Raw genomic sequence first — 18356 nt, forward strand, 5'->3', positions numbered from 1 at the left:
CTACGCCAAACAGGACGCGCGTACAAACCAGATGCAGTTCGCAAGCCAGACCGGAGAACCCGATCGGGGACAGGCCGCGCCGAAGGTGTCGACCGCGCAGATCGATTCTCTCTTCGAAGCGCCCGGTCCGCTGCTTGCGGGGATCATCTTCGTGGCCATCGGGGCGGCCATCACCGCGTTGAGGACGGGACAGCTCCTGACCTGGGCAACGCTGGGTCTGATCATCCTGGCCGGAGCTGTCCGGTTGTTCGATCTGTGGCGATTCCTGCCGCGCAAATCGAGCCTGACCGTCGAAGAGGCCGCGCTGTGGCAGAGACGCTATCTGATCGGCGCGCTGATCCAGGCCGCTGCGATTGGCACGTGGTGCTCCGTGGCTCTGGTGAGCACGGACGACGCCGTTGCCCACATGATCGCGCTGTCCATCACCACCGGCATCGTTGGCGGAGGTGCGGGGAGGGCTTACGGCCGTCCGTCGATCTACCATCTGCAGGCGGCGCTCATGTTCGGCCCGGCGGTCGTCGCGCTGGCATGGCACGCCACGCCCTACTACATCGCAATGTCGGTCGTGAGCGCCGCATTCCTGCTGGCGATCATGCAGCTCTCCGCCAATCTGCACAAAATATTCATGCGGGCGGTCGTGGCGCGCGAGCGCGAAGCGGCGCTCGCCGGCCAGTTCGATACCGCCCTCAACAACATGCCGCACGGCCTGTGCATGTTCGGCGTCGACAGGCAGCTCGCGGTGATGAACCATCGGTTCAGCGAGATGCTGGATCTGCCCGGCACGCTGGTTCGGAACGGCGTCAACGCGCGCGATATCGTGGAGGCGTGCGTCAGTTCCGGTGCGATATCGGCTGCGAGCGGCGAGGCGATCATCGCCGAGATCGAGAGCTCGCAGGCAAAGGAGATCGTCACCGACGATCCTGACGCGGAGCGCAACCGGTCATTGTCCTGGACCGTCCAGCCGATGGCCGACGGAGGCGCGGTGGTGCTGCTCGAGGACGTCACCGAGCGGCGCAACGCCGAGGAAAAGATCACCCATCTCGCTCGCTACGACGAGCTGACGGCGCTCCCCAACCGCGTTCATTTCCGTAACGAGATTGAACGCCTGCTGGCGGCCTCGCACTCTGCCGAGCGGTTGTCGGCGCTGCTGTTCATCGATCTCGATCAGTTCAAGCAGGTCAACGACACGCTGGGCCATCCCTGCGGCGACCAGCTGCTCTGCGCGGTCGCCAATCGCCTGCGCGAGATGCTGCGGCCGGAGGATTTCGTCGCGCGCTTCGGCGGCGACGAATTCGTCGTGTTCCAGCAGAACATCGGTGCGGCGGAGGATGCCGCCGCGCTCGCGCGCCGGATCGTCGAACGCCTGAGCGAGCGCTACCGCATCGACAATCATCTGGTCGAGATCGGCGCCAGCGTCGGCATCGCGCTGACCTCGCCGGAGGGCGTCAGCGCCGATACCCTGCTCAAGAACGCCGACATGGCGCTGTACCGCGCCAAGGCCGACGGCCGCGGCACCTTCTGCTTCTTCCGCGACGAGATGGCGGCGACCGTCGAGGCCCGCCGCATCCTCGAGCTCGACTTGCGCAAGGCGCTGGCCAACGAGGAGTTCGAGCTGTTCTACCAACCGCTGGTCAATCTCAAGTCCGGCAAGATCACCACCTGCGAGGCGCTGCTGCGCTGGAATCATCCGGTGCGCGGCACGGTCTCGCCGGTCGACATCATCCCGGTCGCCGAGGACATGGGCCTGATCGTCGATCTCGGCCGCTGGATCCTGCGCCGCGCCTGCCTGGAATGCATGAAGTGGCCGGACGGCGTCAGCGTCGCCGTCAACTTCTCGCCGCAGCAATTCCACCAGCGCGACGTGCTCAGCGAAATCCGCTATGCGCTGGAGGTCTCAGGGCTGCCGGCGCACCGGCTCGAGATCGAGATCACCGAGTCCTCGCTGCTGCGTAACACCCAGCTCACCCATGACATCCTCTCGCAGCTGCATGCGCTCGGCGTGCGCATCTCGCTCGACGATTTCGGCACCGGCTATTCCAGCCTCAGCTATCTGCATAATTTCCCGATGCAGAAGGTCAAGATCGACCGCTCCTTCCTCGAGGGCATCGACACCGACCGGCCGCTCACGCTGCTGCGCGGCGTGGCGCGGCTGTCCGCCGATCTCGGCATGGCGGTCGTGGTCGAGGGCATCGAGACCAATGAGCAGCTCGAGCTGATCAGCTCGGACGGTACCGTCTCCGAAGGACAGGGCTATCTGTTCAGCCGGCCCGTGCCGGCGGTGCGGATCCGTCAGCTGCTCGACGCTTCGCATGGCCGCCGCATCGCGGACGCCCAGATCGTCGCGATCTCGTCGCGCTCGTTCGCCTAGCTGCGCGCGCAGCGCTTCTGTTTCTCCTGTGTTTCCAGCGGTTTTCCTGCGCCTCCCCGGAGTTTTGCGGGGCCTGAAAGTTAACCGTAAAGGTCCGAAGCCTTTGCAATCTTATTAAGGAGTCATTAATCTTCGTCCACACTCGCAGAAGTTGCTTGGAGTGTCGGGAGTACCAGATGAAGTCAGGAGCCGAACCGCGTGCGCCGCTGGAAATGCGGGGGGCAGGGCTGTTTGACCGCGTCGACTACCGGTTGATCGAAACTCCCGAGGAGCGAGATCAGGTCTATGAGATGCGCTACCGGGCCTATCTGCACGGCGGACTGATCTCGCCGTCGGCCTCTCATCGGATCGTCGACAGCTACGATGAATCGCCCAACGCCTGGATCTTCGGCATCTATCTCGACGGCGAGCTCTGCAGCTCGCTCCGCCTTCACGTCCTGACGCCGGAGCAGCGGATGTCCTATACATCCGAATTGTTCGGCGATGTCCTTCACCCTCGGCTCGATCGCGGCGAGGTTTTCGTCGATCCGGCGCGGTTTGCCGCGGACCCGGAAAAGAGCCAGCGCTTTCACGAGCTGCCTTATCTGACGCTGCGCCTGGCCTATCTGGCCTGCGACCACTTCAAGGCCGATCTCGGCCTCGCGATGGTGCGCACGGACCATCAGGCGTTCTACCGCCGCGTCTTCCTGCACGAGACCCTCACCGAGCCGCGGCCGTTTCCGGGCTGGCATTCAAGGCAGGTGGTCCTGATGGCCTCCGATTTCGCCAAGCTCCGCGAACGGGTCCTGACCCGCTTTCCGATCATGCGCTCGAGCGCTTTCGAGCGCCGGATGCTGTTCGATCGCGTCGGCCAGCGCCAGGCTGCGTCGCGGCCGACGCTCGTTGCGGCGCCCCTCAGTCCCGCCTGAGGCGGCCGTCGGCTCCCCGCAGGTTCCTCCCGTCGCGGCGTCCGGCAACACGGCCGAAAATTCCAGCAAGAACGGCGTTTTCGCCGGCCAGCGCGGGCTTGCCTTCACCCTCGCGCCACATTTACAACCCATTAACCATGACGATTGCTTTTCGCTGGTTGGGGGCATTTGACCGGCTGAGGCAAGGTTCCATCAAGGTTGACGGAACGTTCGCTTAACCAACCCCCTGTAGACCGGAACGAGTGGACGAACGTGAGCGTGGAGGCTCCGGAATGAAATATCCTATGCGTATCCTCCAGGGATTGAAGCTGGCTGCGCTGGTTGCAATTGCGCTGTCGATGGGGGCCTGCGCCAAGCAGAACGGTCCGACCGATGCGATGGCCAATGCGGCGACGCCGGGCAGCCAGCAGGACTTCGTCGTCAATGTCGGCGACCGTGTGTTCTTCGAGAGCGACCAGACCGATCTGACCCCGCAGGCGATCGTGACCCTGGAGAAGCAGGCGCAGTGGCTCCAGAGCTATCCGCGCTACTCCTTCACCATTGAAGGCCACGCCGACGAGCGCGGCACCCGCGAATACAACATCGCGCTCGGCGCCCGGAGAGCCCAGTCGGTGCGCTCGTTCCTCGCCTCGCGCGGCATCGACCCGAACCGCATGCGCACGATCTCCTACGGCAAGGAGCGTCCGGTGGCCGTCTGCAACGACATCTCCTGCTGGTCGCAGAACCGCCGCGCCGTGACCGTGCTGAACGCGAGTTCGTAACTATCAGTCAGCTGCAGTTCAGCTTCAGAGACAGATCATGCCGGCGCCCTCACGGGCGCCGGTTTCGTTTCAGCGATCTGTGACAGAAACCCCTTTGTAGCAGTCACATTTTTGGCGTACTCCCCTTCAATGTGTGGCGCGTCGAAGTTCCGTCGCAGGCCATTTCGCTTTCGTCGTCAGGGCAAGATGTCATCCATATTGAAGGTTTTTACCGGCACCGTGGCGACCGCCGCGCTGCTCTCCCTGTGCTCGCCCGGATTCGCCCAGACGGATGATGATCCCGAGATGCGGATCGAGCGGCTGGAGAACCAGCTGCGCCAGCTCACCGGCCAGAACGAAGAGCTGCAATACCGCAACCGCCAGCTCGAACAGCGCCTGCGGGCGCTCGAAGGCGGCGCGCAGGCCGCCCCCGGACAGGTGCCGGTCCAGCCCAGTGTCTCCGCCGCGCCGCCTGCGCAAATCGGTCCCTATCGCCAGCAGCAGCAGGCTGCGCAGCCGAATTACGAGCAGCCGCAGATCGCGGCGCCCGCGCCGATCGTTCAGGAGCAGGCTGCGCCCGGCGCACCCGGCAGCCGCCGCCGCGGCGATGCGTTCGATCCGAACCAGAACCCGAATGCGCCCGGCGCGCCGCGCGCGCTCGGTGGCGGACAGCAGCCGTTGCCGGCAGGTAACCAGCAGGTGGGCGCGCCTGGCGGGCGCGGCTATGGCGAGCCGCTCGATCTCTCCAACAACAGCCCGCGCTATCAGCCGCAGGCCGCGCCTCCGGCGGCCCAGCCCGGCTACCCGCCGGCGCAGCAAGGCCATCCGGCGCAGTCCGGCGGCGTCGGCCTGACCACGCTGCCGCCCTCGGCCACGCCGCGCGACGAGTTCGACCTCGGCATCGGCTACATGCAGCGCAAGGACTATGCGCTCGCCGAGCAGACCATGAAGAACTTTGCGCAGAAATATCCGAACGACCCGCTGCTCGGCGACGCGCAATACTGGCTCGGCGAAAGCTACTATCAACGCCAGCAATATCGCGACTCCGCCGAAGCCTTCCTCGCCGTCACCACCAAATACGACAAATCGGCCAAAGCGCCCGACGCGTTGCTGCGGCTCGGCCAGTCGCTGGCCGCGCTGAAGGAGAAGGAGGCCGCCTGCGCCGCCTTCGGCGAGGTCGGCCGCAAATATCCGCGCGCCTCCGCCGGTGTCAAAGCCGCGGTCGATCGCGAGCAGAAGCGGGTGAAGTGCTGATCCGCTGACAAAGCGGATGGCGTTGCGCTAAACAGTCGATCCATCCGCGGACGATTGCAGCGTCATGTCAGAGGACGACAATTCACCAATCTCGGCGCGCGCGGCGAAGCAGCTGTTCGCCGAGCTGAAAAGCGCACCCGCGCTGGTGCTCGCGGTGTCCGGCGGCCCCGACTCCGTCGCGCTGATGTGGCTCGCCGCACGCTGGCAGCGTGGGCTGGCGCGTGGGCCGCGGCTCACCGTCGTCACCGTCGACCACGGCCTGCGCCCGGAAGCCGCGCGCGAGGCGCGCGAGGTCAAGCGGCTGGCCGCCGGGCTCGGCTTGCCGCACCGGACCTTGCGTTGGCGCGGCGCCAAGCCGAAGACGGGGCTGCCCGCGGCCGCGCGCGAGGCCCGTTACCGTCTTCTGGTGCAAGCCGCGCGTGCCGCCGGCGCAAGCCATGTGCTGACCGCCCACACCCGCGACGATCAGGCCGAGACGCTGTTGATGCGCATGCTCCGCGGCAGCGGACTTGCCGGGCTGTCGGCGATGGCGCGGCTTTCGGAGCGCGACGGCATCGTGCTGGCGCGGCCGCTGCTCGACGTTCCGAAGTCGCAGCTGATGGCAACCCTGAAGCGGGCCGGAATCGGCTTTGCCGACGATCCCACCAACCGTGATGCGAATTTTACCCGGCCGCGGCTGCGCGCGTTGCTGCCGCAGCTCGCTGCGGAGGGCGGCGATGCCCGCAGCCTGGCGCGGCTGGCCGCACGCCTCGCCCGCGCCAATGCGGCGGTTGAGGTGCTGGCGGACGGCGCCGAGCGCTTCCTCCGTTTGCGGGATCGCGGCGATGCGTCGCACGCCGGCACTCGCAGCTTCGAAGCCTCAGCCTTCGCCCTGCTTCCCGAGGAGGTCCGGCTGCGGCTCCTGCTGCGAGCGATCAATGCGCTCGGCCGTGAGGGACCGGCGGAACTCGGCAAGGTCGAAACCCTTCTGGCCGCGCTCGATCAGGCCCTTGCGACCGGTCCGACCGCGAGGCGCCGTGCCGGCGCAAATGGCCGTGCGATCCTGAAGCAGACCCTTGCGGGAGCCTTGATCAGCCTTGCCGGGGGGCGTATCCACATCGCGCCAGCGCCGGCACGGCGGTCCAAGGGCGGGCAAAAGGCGGGTAAGGGCAGGTAAGGGCGGACGAGAGCGGACCATGACACCGGCCGTTCCCGATGCACCGCGTCAGGACACCTTAACCAGGCAGCAAAAACCCCCGGCCCCATCGTCATTATTTCAGCGGGAATCGGGCTAAGATGGGATAAATAGTCCCACCTCGTTCCCTTGGCAGCGACCGGGGCGGCACCTAAATTGTATCCGTCTAACCGAGAGGATTCCTTGGGGATTTCCTCACCTTGCCCAAATAGCTTGGCCCAAGTAGCTAGGTCGAGTGACTGGGCCCGATAACTCCCGAAGGATCAGGCCGCGATCCGCGCGACCACGAAGGAAGATCGATGAACGCCAATCTGCGCAATTTCGCCCTCTGGGTCATCATTGTCTTGCTGCTGTTGGCGTTGTTCACGCTCTTCCAGAATCCGGGTCAGCGCGCCTCCTCGCAGGACATCGCCTTCTCCCAGCTCCTGAGCGAAGTCGACCGCGGCAATGTGCGCGACGTCGTGATCCAGGGTCCGGAGATCCATGGCACCTTCACCAACGGCTCGAGCTTCCAGACCTATGCGCCGAGCGACCCGACGCTGGTCAAGCGCCTCTATGACAGCAAGGTCCAGATCACCGCGAAGCCGCCCGGCGACAACGTGCCGTGGTTCGTCTCGCTGCTGGTCTCCTGGCTGCCCTTCATCGCGCTGATCGGCGTGTGGATCTTCCTGTCGCGCCAGATGCAGGGCGGCGCCGGCAAGGCGATGGGTTTTGGCAAGTCGCGCGCCAAGATGCTGACGGAGGCCCATGGCCGCGTCACCTTCGAGGATGTCGCTGGCGTCGACGAAGCCAAGCAGGACCTCCAGGAAATCGTCGAGTTCCTGCGCGACCCCGGCAAATTCCAGCGCCTCGGCGGCCGCATTCCGCGCGGCGTGCTGCTGGTCGGCCCTCCCGGCACCGGTAAGACCCTGATCGCGCGCGCGGTCGCAGGCGAAGCCAACGTGCCCTTCTTCACCATTTCGGGTTCTGACTTCGTCGAGATGTTCGTCGGCGTCGGCGCCTCTCGTGTGCGCGACATGTTCGAGCAGGCCAAGAAGAACGCGCCCTGCATCATCTTCATCGACGAAATCGACGCGGTCGGTCGTCATCGCGGCGCCGGTCTCGGCGGCGGCAATGACGAGCGCGAGCAGACGCTGAACCAGTTGCTGGTCGAGATGGACGGCTTCGAGGCCAACGAGGGCGTGATCCTGATCGCGGCCACCAACCGCCCGGACGTGCTCGATCCCGCGCTCTTGCGTCCCGGCCGCTTCGACCGCCAGGTCGTGGTGCCGAACCCTGATGTCGTCGGCCGCGAGCAGATCCTCAAGGTTCATGTCCGTAAAGTTCCGCTGGCGCCCGATATCAACCTCAAGACCATCGCGCGCGGCACCCCGGGCTTCTCCGGTGCCGACCTGATGAACCTCGTCAACGAAGCCGCGCTCACCGCGGCGCGCCGCAACAAGCGGATGGTGACGCAGGCCGAGTTCGAGGAAGCCAAAGACAAGGTGATGATGGGCGCCGAGCGCAAGTCGCTCGTCATGACCGAGGAAGAGAAGCTCTTGACGGCCTATCACGAGGGCGGCCACGCCATCGTCGGCCTCAACGTGCCCGCGACGGATCCGATTCACAAGGCGACGATCATTCCGCGCGGCCGAGCGCTCGGCATGGTCATGCAGCTGCCCGAACGCGACAAGCTGTCGATGTCGCTGGAGCAGATGACTTCGCGCCTCGCCATCATGATGGGCGGCCGCGTTGCCGAAGAGCTGATCTTCGGCCGCGAGAAGGTGACCTCAGGTGCCGCCTCCGACATCGAGCAGGCCACCCGCCTCGCCCGCATGATGGTGACGCGCTGGGGCCTGTCCGAAGAGCTCGGCACAGTCTCCTACGGCGAGAACCAGGACGAGGTGTTCTTGGGCATGTCGGTGTCGCGGACGCAGAACGCGTCGGAAGCGACGGTCCAGAAGATCGACTCCGAGATCAAGCGCCTGGTCGAGGAAGGCTACAAGGAAGCGACCCGCATCCTCACCGAGAAGCGCGCCGACCTCGAAGCCCTGGCCAAGGGCCTGCTCGAGTTCGAAACGCTGACCGGCGACGAGATCGTCGACCTGCTCAAGGGCAAGAAGCCGAACCGCGAGTCCGTGCTCGAGCCGACCACCCCGCGCGCCTCCGCCGTGCCCCCGGCCGGCAAGCCGCGCCCGCGGCCCGATCCGGATCCCGGCCTGGAGCCGCAGCCGCAGGCGTAACGCAAGCGGCAGAGTGGATTGAAAAACGCGGCGGCAACGCCGCGTTTTTTGTTGGCTTGAACTCAGCTTTCGTGCCCCGGACGCAGCGCACCGGGTCGCCTTTGCGGCGCGGTGCGCTGCAGAGCCGGGGCCCACGTCTCAGCATCCTCCCGTGTTGCCTTCTGGGTCCCGGCTCTGCGCAGCAGCGTTGCACGCTGCAGCGCGTCCGGGGCACGAGAGGCGCGTGTGTGGTCACGCCGAAGCCTCGCCAGGTGGGCAAAGGCGCTCCTGCGCCGTGCCCCACGATCTCTCGGCAGCCGCGATAGAACTGGTGGACACGCTTCGCTTTGCCCGGCCTACGGTCTACGATCACTACAATCCGGCCGCGATAGGGATTGGACTGCGCCGGACGCCATGGCATGCTCCTTCAAACAAAGGTGCGGCACGACCGCATCGAGAAATGGGAGGGGAAGCCGATGCGCCTGACGGCGGCATTGGGCGCGCTTGGCGCCGTTTCGTTCCTGCTGTTGCCCGCGGCTTCGCGCGCCGCCGAGATGCGCGGCGTCACCGCGACCGAAATCAGGATCGGCCAGACCATGCCCTATAGTGGCCCGGTGTCGGCCTTCGGCGCACTCGGCAAGGGCGAGGTCGGCTATTTCAGGATGCTGAACGAGAAGGGCGGCATCAACGGTCGCAAGGTCAATCTGATCTCGCTCGACGACAGCTACGCCCCGCCGAAATCGGTCGAGCAGACGCGAAGGCTTGTCGAGAGCGACGAAGTCGCGCTGATCTTCTCCTCGATCGGCACGGCCCACAACACGGCGATCGCAAAGTATCTCCAGTCCAAGAACGTGCCGCAGCTGTTCATCGGCTCCGGCGCCTCGAAATTCGCCGACATCGCGCAATATCCGCAGGCGACGATGGGCGTGCAGGCGCCGTTCCGCTACGAGGCGCGGCTCTATGCGCGCTATGCGCTGGCGAAAAATCCCGGCGCGAAATTCGCCGTCATCTCGCAGAATGACGATTACGGCCGCGACTATCTCGCCGGCCTCAAGGACGTGCTCGGCGAGAAATACGATTCCATTGTCACCAGTGCGACCTACGAGATCCAGGACCCGACCATCGATTCCCAGATCGTGAAATTGAAAGCATCCGGCGCCGACGTGTTCGTGATCGCGGCGACGCCGAAATTCGCCGCCCAGGCGATCCGCAAGTCCTTCGAGATCGGCTGGCGTCCGATGACGTTCCTCTCCAATGTCGCGGTGTGGGTCTCGACCGTGATGGAGCCTGCGGGCCTGGAGGCCGGCACCGGCATTCTCTCCACGGCCTATGTGAAGGACCCTGACGATCCCGCCTGGAAGGACGATCCCGGCGTGAAGGGCTGGCGCGACTTCATGACGAAGTATGTGCCGGAGGCCGACCAGCACGACACCAACTACGTCAACGCCTACAATAGCGCGATGGCGCTGGAGGCGGTGCTGAAGGCCTGCGGCGACGACCTCTCGACCGAGAACATCCTGAAGCAGGCCTACGCGATCCGCGATCTCGAACTGCCGATGCTTTTGCCCGGCATCAAGGTCAACACTGGCACGGCCGACCACGTCCCCGTGGACCAGATGCAGTTCATGCGCTTCAACGGCAAGAGCTGGGGGCGCTTTGGCGAACTGCAGACGGGGAATTGATAGCTAAGCGCGGGATGGTTTTGGTTGAATCAATGCGCGCCCAAACTCGGATCGGCCTAGGAGGCGCCATGCCCTTCAAGACTTTTTCCATGATTTGCTTGCTGCTTGCCGCTCCAGCGGCCGTCTGGGCGCAGGACAAAGTCTGAGACAACATCTACCGCCGAGATGCAGAAGCGCTTCTCGGAAGCTTACAATCGCGGCGATGTCGATGCCATGGCGGCCGCGTTCACTGAGGATGCCGTGCGAGTAACTCCCAGCGGAGTCTTCGAGGGACGCGATGCCATTCGGGGCAGCTTTCAAGAAGCGCTCAAGCTCGGTCTGCACGACCACTCGGCTAAAATTCTCATCTCCCGTTCGGAAGGAGCCTTCCTCCTTAACGCTGGAACTTGGCAGGCTAAGCTCGGTGATCAACCCTTCCATGGATATTACAGCGCAATTATCGTCCAGCGGGATGGTCAGCCCAAGATATTGGAAGAGACGGTTACGGTCGCTGCACCCTGAGGAGTGTGAAAAGCGTCACTCTCTTCTGCGGGCCACCTTCCACGTCAAACGAGCTGCCACCAGAAGCGACACGGAGCAGAATGCAACCGCACCCCAAATGCGGACATCACGACGCGGCTCGTTGAGCCACACCAGAGCGGCCAGGCAGAGGACTGCCGGGACAACGCAAGCCTGTGTCGCGATATACCGGCGCCTCAACGCTTGCGGTGCGCGGGCACTCCAGATGAATTCGTCGACTTGAAATTTACGAGAAATCGCGTCCACCGGTTGAACGCCCGACCTGTCGAGTTCTGCCACGGCGGATAGAAATCCCCATGCGGCAATGCTCAAAAAAGCAGCGCTGGCCAAGCATAGAAGCAGCGACATCGCGCACATTTACCAGCTTCAACACAGCTACGCGAAACCTATTCGCTGCGGACAAGTGGCGGCACTGCCGGTGCGCTGCGCGAGGCTGCTGCACATCTGGGAGGCGGGCATCTCACGAGCACGGGCAGGGAGCTTCGCCCTTTACTTCGGCGGCACCGCCGCCGCCGCGCCGTCCGCATTCTCCCGCACATGCACCACCGCGATGTCGTCCGCATAGATCCGCTTCCAGCCTTTGAGCTGGTCGAGGATCTGCGGGCCGGGTGCGTCGGCGACCAAAATCGTCGCGTCGATCTTGGACTCCTCGAGCAGGCGCGGCAGCAGCTCGGGCTTCTTGCCTTCGGTCGCCTTGAAGAAGTCGATGACGAATTTCTCGCCATAGAGCTCGGCGCGGCCGTCGATATAGACGGGGATGTCGCGCGAGATCAGATAGCCGCCGAACTGATAGGCGTTGAAGATGCGCTTGGCCCCAAGTTTCTCGAGCAGGTCCGCAGCCGCAACCGGCGTCTGCGTCATCGTGAAGGTGAAGCGGTGGTGGTTCATGTAGAGCGCGGTCGTGGTCCAGCTCGCGGCCAGGATCATCAGCGCGCCTGTTACGGTGACATAGCGGGCGGGCCAGCGGTCGGCGCCGGCGGCGTCGGGCTGCTGGCGCGGAAACATCTCGCCAAGCGGCTTTGCCAGCACCAGCGGCACCAGGAAGGCGAAGGCTTCGATGCTCCGGACATGGGTCAGTGCGCTCCAGGTCAGGAACAGGATCAGGAAGATCCGGGGTGCCGACAGCGTGAGGCCGCGGTAATAGCCGAGCGCGATCAGGCCGAGCAGGGCGCCTTCGAACGCGGTGAAGCTGGCAAAGTTCGCGGGCATCCATTCGAAGATCAGCGTCAGCAATTCGCCGAGGCCGAGGATGTTAGTTGCGCCCATCAGCGTGCGCCAGCCGTAGGGCGTGCCGCAGCTCGCGACCAGCGCGGCGATGCCGAACAGCACCCAGCGCACGAACAGCGAAAGCCGCTGTCCCTTCTCGGCATGCTCGACCGCTTCGAGCGAGATCGGGCCGATCAGAGCGAGGCCCAGCACGAAGCCGCCATGCAGATTGGCCCACAGCGCGATCAGCGGCAGCCAGGTCCAGGACGGCGCCGCCCTACGGTCGGCCGCCGACATCAACAGGCCGACCCACGCCACCATGACCGGCAGCGCCAGGATATGCGGACGCGCCAGCACGTGATGGATCGACAGCAGCAGCGCCAGCATCGCGAACAGCACCGCGCGGGGTGCCTCGATCTGCGCATCGAGCAGATAGACGAAGACCGCAGCCGTGAGCGCCATCCCGATCGCGGTGAGCATCACCGGGCCGGCCCAGTCCCATTGCGCATAGGAGAAGGCGAACAGAACCTGCGACAGCCACGACGTCGAGATCCAGGACGCGCCTGTCCGCGTGAAGGAATAGAAATCGGTGTACGGCAGCGCGCCGTGATCGAGGATCCATTGCCCGATCTTGATCTGCCAGAACGAGTCGGAGTCCTGAAGCAGCGTGTCGCCGACATAGAGAAAGAACAGATAGGTGCCGGCACCGGCGCACAGCGGGACCAGGGCGCGCGCGCGGCTCTGCGCCGCGATGCTGTTGGCAAAGGAAAGGGACATGCCGCCTCGTTGTCCTGCTTGTTCTTGTCGGGTTGGCCGAGCGGACGGCATTGGACCATGGCCGGTCATAACTTGGGGTAAATCTGCGAGGCCGGCTTCGCGGCGAATACCGACGACTTAACCGATTGTTTTCAATTTCCCTTTACCATCGGCGAATACACGCAAACCGCTCCGTGTTTGCGCAGCCGAGTTAACTGCGACGCAAGTCTTTGCCGCTACGTTTCGGTTCCATGGTCGGGCGGCGCTGGGAAGCCGAAAAGACCAGATCAGTTGTAGCCTCGTGTACTCCTTGGAGCAGTCTATGAAGAACCTCGTTTCGCGTTTCGTGAAGGACGAATCCGGCGCCACCGCGATTGAATACGGCCTGATCGCTGCGGGCATCGCGCTCGCGATCATCACCGTCATCAACAACCTCGGCAGCACGCTGAACAGCAAGTTCGGCTCGATCTCGTCCAGCCTGAAGTAAGTTCGGACGATCTGAGAATTTGAGAGCCCCGTCCTCGACGGGGCTCTTTTCTTTTGTGGGCAGAGTCAGCCGCTGGCCGTTCGGCGGCGGCCGAGCGCGCCTCGTCCTTCGAGACGACCGCTCCGCGGCCTCCTCGGGATGAGGCTAAGTGGCGTCGCGGCCCGTTGAATCTGCTGCCGCGCACTCCGTCCTCATCCTGAGGAACCCGCCTAAAGCGGGCGCCTCGAAGGATGGCCGAAGAAAAAGCTGTCTTCAAATGCTCTGCCCGCAAGCGGGAGGGGGAGCCCAGCGCCGATGCCGCCGCATCGAGAGCTGGCGTTGTCTCGATTCACCTTGCTTCAGTAGGAAGCTGCGCCGGCGCGTCGTTGCGGACGTGAACCACGGCGACATCATCGGTATGGATCCGCTTCCAGCCCGGCAGATGGTCCATGATTTGCGCGGCCGGCGTGGTAGTGTTCAGCAGCGTCGCGTCGATCCGGTAGGTCTCGAGCAGACGCAACAGAGTCTCCACGCTCTTGCCGTCGATGGCATCGTAGTAGTCGAGCACAAACTGCTCTCCATACAGCTCGGCGCGACCATCGATGAAGGTCTTGATGTTGCGGGTGATCAGATAGCCTCCGATCGGAGCGGTGCTGAAAATCCGCTGCGCATGCCGCTGTTCAAGCAGGTCGACTGCAGCCGCAGGAGTCACATTGCGGATGAAGGCATACCGGTCGGGCGTGGCGTAAGAGCGTGTGATACCCCAACCGGCTGCGACGATCGCGAGCGCCGCCATTGCTGTCATTGCGAGGGAGTACCGCGCCTCTTGCGCCACAGCTCTGGTCAAGCCCAATTGTTCGGCGATCGGCTTCGCAACCACAAGCGGCGTCAAGAGCGCGAAGACCTCGATGTTTCTGAAGTGGGAGAGTGCCGCCCAGGTCAGGCCGAGCAGCAGGAGGATACGGGTCCACGGCAGCACCAATCCGCTGCAATAACCGAGGGCGATCAGACCGAGCAGGGTGGCTCCAAACAGGTTGAATGAGCTGAAATTGGCCGGCATCCACTCCGGGATCAACAAGAGCAGCTTGCCAAGGCTGAGGATCCGCGTGGCTCCGAGCAGCGTCTCCCAGCCATAGGGCGTGCAGCAACTTGCGGCCAGCGCAGCCAGCCCGAACAAGGCCCAGCGCAGCGCCAGCGCAAATCGGACTTCGCGATCGGCGCCCGCGATCGCATCGAGGCCAATGGGTCCGATCAGCGCCAGTCCCATGACGAAGCCGCCGTGAAGATTGGCCCACAACGCCATCAAAGGCAGCAACAGCCAGGCGGGTGCGGCACGCCGGTCGGCGGCTGCCAGCAGCCCGCCGACAAAGGCCAGCATGACAGGCAGAGCCAGCATGTGTGGTCGCGCGAAGAAGTGGCCTGCCGACATCGCGAGGAGCGGCGTGAGCAGCAGGAAGGCGTGCGCGGGTGCCAGATAGGGCGCGAGCAGGTAGACGAAAATCGCCGCGGTCGCACCGATCGCAAGCGATGTCAGGATAACCGGGCCGGACCAGTTCGACGGCTCGTAAGCAAGCGCGAACAGGATTTGCGACAGCCACGAACTCGAGATCCAGGCTTCACCGGCTCGCGTGAACGAAAAAATGTCACTGTAGGGCAGCGCGCGGTGTTCCAGGATCCATTGCCCGACCGTGATCTGCCACGGCGTATCGGGGTCGCGCAGCATCATGTCGCCCATGCCCAGAAAGAACACGTAGACAATCGTGCCGATGCAGAACGGCATGAGCCAGCGTGCAACGCCGCGGACGGGAACGCTGCTTGTTATCGAAATCGACATTGGACTCTCGGAACTGAACGGCGCCGCGGAAAAGCGCCGGCATCTGAGCATCATCGCCTTTAAGTTGCGGTAAACCGGACCGCCTCGCCCCAGCCGTGGGGTGCAGGGATGCGTTTACGATTTGCTCGTGTGCCGGTCCAAGCTGCATGGCGCCTCCGTCCGTCCCGCGCGACGCTCCACGCATTTGCATCTTGTCATCCCCTCTGAATAGTTGTTCAGTCCTTGCGGGGCGATTTGCATCTTTTAAAGTGACGAAGCGTTTGGCCGCGGCGTGCGGCAGGCGTGTGGGACAGGAAGCGCGCCATGGTTTATCGGCGGACGCATCAAGTGGTTAAGCGCCTGGCGGCCCGGCGCAGTGCGATACTGGCGGCGGCGCGCGAGGCGGCGGCGGAGGGCGGCATGGCGGCGGTGCAGATCGCGCCGGTTGCGGTCCGGGCCAATGTCGCGGCGGGGACGGTCTACCGCTACTTTCCCTCCAAAGCCGAGCTGATCTCCGAACTGATCGCCGAGGTGTCGCGGGACGAACTCGCGGCGATCCGGCGGGCGGCTGACGCGGCGCCCGGCCCGTCGTCGGCGCTGGCCGCCGCCGTCACGACCGTGGCGGTCCATACCCTGTCGCAGCGCCGCCTCGCCTGGGGCATTTTGGCCGAGCCGGTCGATGTCGATGTCAGCGCCTCCCGCCTTGCCAGCCGGCGCGAGATTGCGGGCGAGATTGCCTCCAGGATTGATGCCGCCGTCCGCGCCGGTCATCTCCCGGCGCAGGATACCGCGCTCGCCGCAACGGCGCTGCTCGGTGCGCTGCATGAGGCGCTGGTCGGGCCGCTCGCGCCTGACAATCTCGATGATACCGCCAGGATGCGCGATGCGGTCCAGACCGTGACCCTGCTGGCGCTGCGCGCGGTCGGCGTCATGGACGCCCGCGCCCGCGGTCTCGTGGTGCAGCAGACGTTGCTGCCGACCACCAAGGCGCTGGTCGGGGCTTAGACCGCCGCTGCTGCAGGGGCGGACGCCTGATCGCGCTCAGGCTGTTGCCCGCGCACGTCTTTTCGCAAAACCCGAGCACAGCAGCGGGACCGGCCGGCTACTGTGGATGAGGTTGTTTTCACCATTTTTGATGTGGCCGCCCTTCGGGGCCTACATGTTCGCGTCGCCCTCGGGGCCGACCGAGGCGATGCGCACCATGTTGGTGGTGCCGGGAATGCCGAGCGGCACGCCGGCGACGATGATGACGCGCTGGCCGGCACGGACGAATCCGTCCCGGAACGCGATCTGGCCGGCACGGCCCACCATGTCGTCCTGGTCGCGCGCGTCCTCCGCCACGACGCAGTGCACGCCCCAGACCACGGCAAGCCGGCGGCCGGCGGTGATGTTGGGCGTGATCGCCACGATCGGCGGCTTCGGCCGCTCGCGCGCGACGCGCACGGCGGTCGAGCCCGAACTGGTCCAGCAGATCAGGGCGGGTAGGTCGAGCGTCTCGGCGATCTGGCGCGCGGCGTCGGCGATGGCATCGCCGGCGGTGGATTCCGGCGCGGGGCGCTGGGCCATGATCACGGAGCGGTAAGTCGGGTCGCGCTCGACCTCCTCGCCGATACGGTTCATGGTCGAGACCGCCTCGACCGGGAATTTGCCGGCCGCCGATTCCGCCGACAGCATGATGGCGTCGGCGCCCTCATACACGGCGGTGGCGACGTCGGAGACTTCGGCGCGGGTCGGCACCGGCGACTGGATCATCGATTCCAGCATCTGGGTCGCGATCACCACCGGCTTGCCGGCCCGGCGCGCCATGCGCGTCATCTGCTTCTGCAGGCTCGGCACCCGCTCCAGCGGCAATTCGACGCCGAGGTCGCCGCGCGCCACCATCAGCGCGTCGGAGGCCTCGATGATGTCGGCGAGGCGGTCGATCGCCTGCGGCTTCTCGATCTTGGCCATGACCGCTGCGCGGCCGCGGATCATCTTCTTGGCCTCGAGCACGTCATCGGCGCGCTGCACGAAGGACAGCGCGATCCAGTCGACGCCGGTGACCAAAGCGGCCTCGAGGTCGGCCTTGTCCTTCGATGTCATGGCCGAGACCGGCAGGTCGGTGTCGGGCAGGCTGACGCCCTTGCGGTCACTCATCTTGCCGCCGACCACGACACGCGTCACCGCGTGCTCCTTCGAGGTCTCCTCGGCGATCAGCCGCACCTTGCCGTCGTCGAGCAGCAGCGCATGGCCGGGCCGTAGCGCCGCCAGGATCTCGGGATGCGGAAGGTTGACGCGGGTGGTATCGCCCGGCGCCTTATCAGAATCGAGTGTGAAGGTCTGGCCGTTCTGGAGCTGCACCGCGCCCTCGGCGAAGGCACCGAGCCGGAGCTTGGGGCCCTGGAGGTCGACCAGGATGCCGATCGGCCGCCCGTAGCTCGATTCGACGTTGCGGATCGTCGCCACCAGCTCCCGCATCTTGTCATGCGGGGTGTGGCTCATGTTGATGCGGAAAATGTCGGCGCCGGCCTCGAACAGGCGGCGGATCATCGCGAGATCCGACGAGGCAGGTCCGAGGGTCGCGAGAATCTTGATACGGCGAAGACGCCTCATGGCTTGTTTCCAGACGGTGGCGGGGAAGCTGGCGGGAGGCCAGGCGCGGCGGGGGGCGTACCACCGGGCGGACTATTGGGCAAACCCGGAACGCCGCCACCCGGGCCGACCGAGCCGGGCAGGCCAGGCACGCGCTGCTGCTGGGACGGCTGCTCGTTGGCGTCGGTAAGCTGCACGGTCCAGGCCCGCTGCTCGCCGGTGTCGACCTCGAAATAGCCGGTCCGGTCATAGCCGCGCGCCAGGCAATCCTCGGTGCCGCGGATGGTGAATTCCTTGTCGCGCGAGCACATGAAGGCCTGCCCCGACCATTCGCCGCCGCGGTCATAGTCGATCGCGTAGATGTAATAGTAGCGGGCGACCAGCGTTCCCCGCAGCAGGGTTTCGCAGGAGCGGGAGGAGATGTTCCACCAGCCCTCGGTGGTCCAGCCATCGGCATCCTTGTAGCCGAGCGCTATGCCGACCCGGCTCGAGGTGTTGTTGCAGAGGCGGAAATCGGCGGCGGCCGGGCTGGCCCAGAGGCACAGCAGGCCAACCGCCAGCACCGGGACCAACCGGGCGAGCAGACGGAGGGGGGAGCGGGAAGATTCGGCGATCATTGTCGCGGAACGTATACCAGATGATTGACGATTTGGCGTAGGGCCGCGGGAACCGCCGCAAGCCGGGTTCGGGGCCGTTTG

General features: G+C 65.2%; 15 protein-coding genes. 11 read left to right on the forward strand and 4 right to left on the reverse strand.

The window, feature by feature from the left end; all coding sequences use genetic code 11:
- Positions 1-31: 31 nt before the first annotated feature.
- From JJB99_RS08325 to JJB99_RS08360, 8 genes are all read left to right on the forward strand, one after another.
- Positions 32-2368, forward strand: a complete 2337-nt coding sequence (locus JJB99_RS08325; protein ID WP_200498310.1) for a putative bifunctional diguanylate cyclase/phosphodiesterase — start codon at positions 32-34, stop codon at positions 2366-2368.
- A gap of 176 nt (positions 2369-2544) precedes the next feature.
- Positions 2545-3276, forward strand: a complete 732-nt coding sequence (locus JJB99_RS08330) for an N-acyl amino acid synthase FeeM domain-containing protein (RefSeq protein ID WP_200498311.1) — start codon at positions 2545-2547, stop codon at positions 3274-3276.
- Between the two features lie 272 nt (positions 3277-3548).
- The gene (gene pal, locus JJB99_RS08335) at positions 3549-4037 is read left to right on the forward strand and encodes a peptidoglycan-associated lipoprotein Pal (RefSeq protein WP_200498312.1); all 489 of its coding nucleotides are present in this window, start codon (positions 3549-3551) and stop codon (positions 4035-4037) included.
- 186 nt (positions 4038-4223) lie between these two features.
- Positions 4224-5270 carry a tol-pal system protein YbgF gene (ybgF, locus tag JJB99_RS08340; RefSeq protein ID WP_200498313.1) on the forward strand — a complete coding sequence of 349 codons (1047 nt, stop codon included), beginning with the start codon at positions 4224-4226 and terminating at the stop codon, positions 5268-5270.
- A gap of 64 nt (positions 5271-5334) precedes the next feature.
- Complete coding sequence (gene tilS, locus JJB99_RS08345) at positions 5335-6426, forward strand: tRNA lysidine(34) synthetase TilS (protein ID WP_200498314.1); 1092 nt, start codon at positions 5335-5337, stop codon at positions 6424-6426.
- 317 nt (positions 6427-6743) lie between these two features.
- Positions 6744-8666, forward strand: a complete 1923-nt coding sequence (ftsH, locus tag JJB99_RS08350; protein WP_200498315.1) for an ATP-dependent zinc metalloprotease FtsH — start codon at positions 6744-6746, stop codon at positions 8664-8666.
- A gap of 455 nt (positions 8667-9121) precedes the next feature.
- The gene (locus tag JJB99_RS08355; RefSeq protein WP_200500080.1) at positions 9122-10327 is read left to right on the forward strand and encodes an ABC transporter substrate-binding protein; all 1206 of its coding nucleotides are present in this window, start codon (positions 9122-9124) and stop codon (positions 10325-10327) included.
- A gap of 165 nt (positions 10328-10492) precedes the next feature.
- Positions 10493-10828 carry a nuclear transport factor 2 family protein gene (locus tag JJB99_RS08360; protein WP_200498316.1) on the forward strand — a complete coding sequence of 112 codons (336 nt, stop codon included), beginning with the start codon at positions 10493-10495 and terminating at the stop codon, positions 10826-10828.
- 507 nt (positions 10829-11335) lie between these two features.
- Here the strand turns inward: JJB99_RS08360 and JJB99_RS08365 are convergent.
- Positions 11336-12829, reverse strand: a complete 1494-nt coding sequence (locus tag JJB99_RS08365) for a hypothetical protein (RefSeq protein WP_200498317.1) — start codon at positions 12827-12829, stop codon at positions 11336-11338.
- A gap of 301 nt (positions 12830-13130) precedes the next feature.
- On the opposite strand from JJB99_RS08365, the gene JJB99_RS08370 reads away from it, so the two are divergent.
- Positions 13131-13295, forward strand: coding sequence for a Flp family type IVb pilin (locus JJB99_RS08370; protein ID WP_200498318.1), 165 nt, complete (start codon positions 13131-13133; stop codon positions 13293-13295).
- 328 nt (positions 13296-13623) lie between these two features.
- Here the strand turns inward: JJB99_RS08370 and JJB99_RS08375 are convergent, their stop codons facing one another.
- Positions 13624-15054 carry a hypothetical protein gene (locus JJB99_RS08375; protein ID WP_349629009.1) on the reverse strand — a complete coding sequence of 477 codons (1431 nt, stop codon included), beginning with the start codon at positions 15052-15054 and terminating at the stop codon, positions 13624-13626.
- On the opposite strand from JJB99_RS08375, the gene JJB99_RS36655 reads away from it, so the two are divergent.
- Both JJB99_RS36655 and JJB99_RS08380 read left to right on the forward strand, forming a co-directional pair.
- Complete coding sequence (locus tag JJB99_RS36655) at positions 15053-15181, forward strand: hypothetical protein (protein ID WP_283816047.1); 129 nt, start codon at positions 15053-15055, stop codon at positions 15179-15181. The two genes, JJB99_RS08375 and JJB99_RS36655, sit on opposite strands and share 2 nt — an antisense overlap.
- A 230-nt stretch (positions 15182-15411) precedes the next feature.
- Positions 15412-16092, forward strand: a complete 681-nt coding sequence (locus JJB99_RS08380; protein ID WP_200498320.1) for a helix-turn-helix domain-containing protein — start codon at positions 15412-15414, stop codon at positions 16090-16092.
- A 150-nt stretch (positions 16093-16242) separates the two neighbouring features.
- Here JJB99_RS08380 and pyk read toward each other — a convergent pair whose 3' ends face one another.
- Both pyk and JJB99_RS08390 read right to left on the reverse strand, forming a co-directional pair.
- Entirely contained in the window at positions 16243-17679 is a 1437-nt protein-coding gene (gene pyk, locus JJB99_RS08385; protein WP_200498321.1) for a pyruvate kinase, read from the reverse strand.
- Positions 17676-18275: a DUF1036 domain-containing protein gene (locus JJB99_RS08390; protein WP_200498322.1), complete on the reverse strand. Its 600-nt coding sequence runs from the start codon at positions 18273-18275 to the stop codon at positions 17676-17678. Before JJB99_RS08390 ends, pyk begins: the two co-directional genes overlap by 4 nt.
- Positions 18276-18356 lie beyond the last annotated feature (81 nt).

It is taken from the genome of Bradyrhizobium diazoefficiens, from assembly GCF_016616235.1.
Classification (GTDB): Bacteria; Pseudomonadota; Alphaproteobacteria; order Rhizobiales; family Xanthobacteraceae; genus Bradyrhizobium; species Bradyrhizobium diazoefficiens_H.

Bases quoted from the DNA above. Each gene is read 5' to 3' on its own strand.
- ybgF (WP_200498313.1), top strand. From the start codon at position 4,224: ATGTCATCCATATTGAAGGTTTTTACCGGCACCGTGGCGACCGCCGCG.
- JJB99_RS08355 (WP_200500080.1), top strand. From the start codon at position 9,122: ATGCGCCTGACGGCGGCATTGGGCGCGCTTGGCGCCGTTTCGTTCCTG.
- pal (WP_200498312.1), top strand. From the start codon at position 3,549: ATGAAATATCCTATGCGTATCCTCCAGGGATTGAAGCTGGCTGCGCTG.
- tilS (WP_200498314.1), top strand. From the start codon at position 5,335: ATGTCAGAGGACGACAATTCACCAATCTCGGCGCGCGCGGCGAAGCAG.
- JJB99_RS08330 (WP_200498311.1), top strand. From the start codon at position 2,545: ATGAAGTCAGGAGCCGAACCGCGTGCGCCGCTGGAAATGCGGGGGGCA.
- JJB99_RS08365 (WP_200498317.1), bottom strand. From the start codon at position 12,829: ATGTCCCTTTCCTTTGCCAACAGCATCGCGGCGCAGAGCCGCGCGCGC.
- JJB99_RS08375 (WP_349629009.1), bottom strand. From the start codon at position 15,054: ATGCCGTTCTGCATCGGCACGATTGTCTACGTGTTCTTTCTGGGCATG.
- JJB99_RS36655 (WP_283816047.1), top strand. From the start codon at position 15,053: ATGAGCCAGCGTGCAACGCCGCGGACGGGAACGCTGCTTGTTATCGAA.
- JJB99_RS08360 (WP_200498316.1), top strand. From the start codon at position 10,493: ATGCAGAAGCGCTTCTCGGAAGCTTACAATCGCGGCGATGTCGATGCC.
- JJB99_RS08370 (WP_200498318.1), top strand. From the start codon at position 13,131: ATGAAGAACCTCGTTTCGCGTTTCGTGAAGGACGAATCCGGCGCCACC.
- pyk (WP_200498321.1), bottom strand. From the start codon at position 17,679: ATGAGGCGTCTTCGCCGTATCAAGATTCTCGCGACCCTCGGACCTGCC.
- JJB99_RS08390 (WP_200498322.1), bottom strand. From the start codon at position 18,275: ATGATCGCCGAATCTTCCCGCTCCCCCCTCCGTCTGCTCGCCCGGTTG.
- JJB99_RS08380 (WP_200498320.1), top strand. From the start codon at position 15,412: ATGGTTTATCGGCGGACGCATCAAGTGGTTAAGCGCCTGGCGGCCCGG.
- ftsH (WP_200498315.1), top strand. From the start codon at position 6,744: ATGAACGCCAATCTGCGCAATTTCGCCCTCTGGGTCATCATTGTCTTG.
- JJB99_RS08325 (WP_200498310.1), top strand. From the start codon at position 32: ATGCAGTTCGCAAGCCAGACCGGAGAACCCGATCGGGGACAGGCCGCG.